2 protein-coding genes are annotated in these 3,348 nt (G+C 74.9%); one reads left to right on the top strand and one right to left on the bottom strand.

Annotation, left to right across the window (positions count from 1 at the left end; translation table 11 throughout):
* On the top strand, positions 1 to 1,863 hold a 1,863-nt coding region (locus KBX39_RS26910), incomplete at its 5' end, for an ATP-dependent DNA helicase (RefSeq protein WP_210873145.1).
* Between the two features lie 51 nt (positions 1,864 to 1,914).
* Here KBX39_RS26910 and KBX39_RS26915 read toward each other — a convergent pair.
* On the bottom strand, positions 1,915 to 3,213 hold the full coding sequence (locus KBX39_RS26915; protein WP_231915501.1) for an AI-2E family transporter: 1,299 nt from the start codon (positions 3,211 to 3,213) through the stop codon (positions 1,915 to 1,917).
* Between the last annotated feature and the right edge of the window lie 135 nt (positions 3,214 to 3,348).

Genomic DNA, 3,348 nt, shown 5'->3' on the forward strand with positions numbered 1-3,348 from the left:
CAGTCCCAGCTGGTCGAGCACGACCTGCCCCGGCTGGCCGACGCGGTCGAGCCGGTGCTGGGCCGGCGCCCCACGTTCGCCGTGCTGAAGGGTCGCCACCACTATCTGTGCCTGGCGAGGTTGGACAGCTCGGTCGAGGACGAGCCGGACGACGCGCTCTTCGACGCGCCGCGCCCCGGCAACGGCGGCACCAAGTGGCTCGGCGAGGCGGGCCGCCTGGGCAAGCAGGTGCAGCGGCTGCGTGACTGGGCCGAGGAGACCGCCACCGGCGACCGGGACGAGCTGGATCCGGGCGTGGACGACCAGGTGTGGCGCACCGTCTCCATGCCGGCGCGCGAGTGCGTGGGCGCGAGCCGCTGCCCGTTCGGCCAGGAGTGCTTCGCGGAGGCGTCCCGGGCGCGCGCCCGCGAGGCGGACATCGTGGTGACCAACCACAGCCTGCTCGCCGTCGACATGCTCGCCGGTCGGCACATCGTGCCGCCGCACAAGCTGCTGGTGGTGGACGAGGCGCACGAGCTGGCCGACCGGGTCTCCTCGGCGGCCCAGGCCGAGCTGGTGCCGGAGCTGATCGACAGGTCCACCCGCCGGGCCCGGCCGCTGCTGCGCCCGGACCTGGCCGAGCGGCTCACCGAGGCCGGTGACGCGCTCGCCGTGGGGCTGGCCGAGGCGCCGGCCGGGCGGCTCACCGCCGGTCTGCCGCCCGCGCTGCGCGAGGCGTGCACGCTGCTGGACTCGGCGACCCGGGCCGCGCTGGAGGCGATCGGCGACGTGAAGTCCGACGACCCCGACCCGGTACGCAAGCAGCAGGCCAAGGCGGTGCTGGACGAACTGTCCACCACCGCCCAGCGGCTGCTGGAGGAGGCCGACCACGACGTCGCCTGGGTCGAGAAGCCGGACAACGGCAGCCGCCGGGCACTCGTGGTCGCGCCGCTGTCGGTCGCGGGCACGCTCGCCACCCACCTGTACGACGAGCGCACGGTCGTCGCCACCTCGGCGACGCTGGCGCTGGGCGGTCGCTTCGACACGGTGGCCCGGGCGCTGGGGCTGGACGCGCCGCCGCCCGCCCCGCCGTCCCCGGCCGCCGCCGCGATCGCCACCGCTGCCGCCGCGGGCCGCACCCCGGTCACGCCGCCGGTGGCCGCCGCCGAGGGCAGCCGGGCGTCGATCGGCACCGTGCCGGCCACCGAGGGGCCGGGCTGGAGTTCGCTGGACGTCGGCTCGCCGTTCGACTACGCCCGGCAGGGCATCCTGTACGTGGCCGCGCACCTGCCCCGCCCCAGCGTCTCCGGGCTGCCCGGGCCGGCCGGTGAGGAGCTGCTGGCGCTGGTCGAGGCGCTCGGTGGTCGTACCCTCGGGCTCTTCTCGTCGCGACGGGCCGCGCAGCAGGCGGCGGAGCTGGTCCGCGCGCGGACCGACCTGCCCGTGCTGCTGCAGGGCGAGGAGGCGCTGCCGCTGCTGGTGCGCCGGTTCCGCGAGGTGCGGGAGAGCTGCCTGTTCGGGGTGATGTCGCTCTGGCAGGGGGTGGACGTGCCGGGCGACGCCTGCCAGCTCGTGGTGATCGACAGGTTGCCGTTCCCCCGGCCGGACGAGCCGCTCGCCGCGGCGCGCGCGGCGGCGGTGGACGCCGGTGGCGGCTCGGGTTTCGCGGCGGTGAGCGTGCCGATCGCGGCGGTCCGGCTGGCCCAGGGCGTCGGCCGGCTGATCCGGGCCACCGGCGACCGGGGCGTGGTGGCGGTGCTCGACTCGCGGCTGGAGACGGCGCGCGGGTACGGCCCGTTCTTGCGCCGTTCGCTGCCGCCGTTCTGGTACACCACCCGGCCCGAGGTGGCCCGGGGCGCGCTGGAACGGCTCGCCAAGAGCTGACGCCCGCGCCTCCCCGGGCGGGGCGACACGGGCGTCAGGGGATCGTGCGGGTCAGGGCGCCTGGGAGGCGACCACCACCGCGTCCGGTGGGGTGTCCGGCACGGTACGCGCGGCGAGCCGCCGGACCGCGGTGTTGAGCACGGCGATCAGCGGCACCGCGACCAGCGCGCCGGCGATGCCGGCCAGCACCACGCCCGCGGCGATGCCGATGATCACGGCGAGCGGGTGGATGGCCACCGCCCGGCCCATGATCAGCGGCTGGAGCACGTGGCCCTCGACCTGCTGCACCCCGACCACCACGCCGAGGATGATCAGCGCGGTCACCGGGCCGCTGTCGACGAGCGCGACCAGCACTGCGACCACGCCGGACAGGAACGCGCCGACGATCGGGATGAACGCGCCCAGGAAGACCAGCGCGGCCAGCGGGAACGCGAACGGGATGTCGAACAGCACCAGGAAGATGCCGATGCCGACCGCGTCGATGAAGGCCACGAGCACGGTGGCCCGCACGTACGCGCCGAGCGTCGCCCAGGACGCGCGACCGGCGTCGTCGACCTTCCAGCGGGCCGCGACCGGCAGCAGCCGGACCAGGAACCGCCAGATGGAGTTGCCGTCACGCAGGAAGAAGAACGTGGCGAACAGCACGAGCACGGTGCCGGTGAGCACCTCGGCCAGCGTGGCGGCGGTGCTGAGCGCGCCGCTGGTGAACCGCTCGGTGTTGCCGTTGATCCAGTTCTGCGCCTCGTTGATGTAGCGGTCGAGCTGGCTGTCGGACAGGTGCAGCGGGCCGGTCTTGAACCAGTCCTGGATCTGCCGGATGCCCTGCGAGGACTTCTCGCTCAGCTCCGGTACGCCCTTGATGAACTCGTTGACCACCAGCGTCAGCGTGCCGACCACGGCGGCCAGGCCGCCGACGAGTACCACACCGGTGGCCAGGGAGCGGGGCAGGCGGGCCCGGAGCAGCCAGCCGACCGCCGGGGCGAGCAGCGCGGAGAGCAGCAGCGCGACGGTCAGCGGGATGATCACGATGCTGATGGTGCCGATGATCTTGATGAGCGCCCAGGTCACGATGCCGATCACGATCAGCCGCCAGCACCACGCGGCGGTGATCCGCAGCGCGTGCGGCACCTCGGTGTCGTCCCGGCTCACAGTCGACGAGTGCATCGCGGCCGGCGGCTCGACGCCCACCACAGTCGCCTCCGGCGACGCCGACGGTCCCGGTGACGCGGGCGAGGCCACTCCTGCCTCCCCCGGCGCCGCTTCCGGGTCGGCCCGGCGGGTCCGGGCGGCCTCCCGGCCCGACTCGTACGCGCGGCGGAGCCGTCCGCGCATCCGCTCGAAGCGGCTCAAGCGCACCTCCGGCAAAGTCGGCCCCACCACGTCGCAGGGGGCACAGGATACGTCTGCTCGCCCCACCCTAGGGCGGCTCGGCCACACATTGCCCGCCCGGCGCTCCTGCGAACCACGGCGGAATCGACAGCCGGG

This window comes from Micromonospora sp. D75 (assembly GCF_018070405.1).
In the GTDB taxonomy this organism is placed as follows: domain Bacteria; phylum Actinomycetota; class Actinomycetes; order Mycobacteriales; family Micromonosporaceae; genus Micromonospora; species Micromonospora chalcea.